The following is a 241-nucleotide window of genomic DNA, read 5'->3' as shown; positions in this document are numbered from 1 at the left end:
ATTACTTGTGTGGACACGGTTGATCCTGCCCGATACCTCATCCATTTCGCTCGACCGCCTGCCCGGCATCGACCCGGCGGGTTATGCCGGACTGGAAGATGGCGTCGATTGGCATTGGGATCGCATCCTCGCTGGCGCTGCGCTGTCCACGCTACTCGGCGTGGGTGCTGAACTGGCTGCGCCTGATCGAACCGGCAGCGATAGCAAAATCATCATCGCCACACGTCAGAGTGGGCAGGAC

General features: G+C 61.0%; 1 protein-coding gene. It reads left to right on the top strand.

What is annotated here, in order from left to right; genetic code table 11:
• A partial coding sequence (locus tag QN347_RS20765; protein WP_323494540.1) for a TrbI/VirB10 family protein occupies positions 1-241 on the top strand: 241 nt, incomplete at both ends.

Source organism: Sphingomonas sp. 10B4 (assembly GCF_035019905.1).
GTDB classification, from domain to species: Bacteria; Pseudomonadota; Alphaproteobacteria; order Sphingomonadales; family Sphingomonadaceae; genus Sphingomonas; species Sphingomonas glacialis.
The sequence above is the reverse complement of the archived record's forward strand: the minus strand, read 5'-3'. Positions and strand labels throughout refer to the sequence as shown.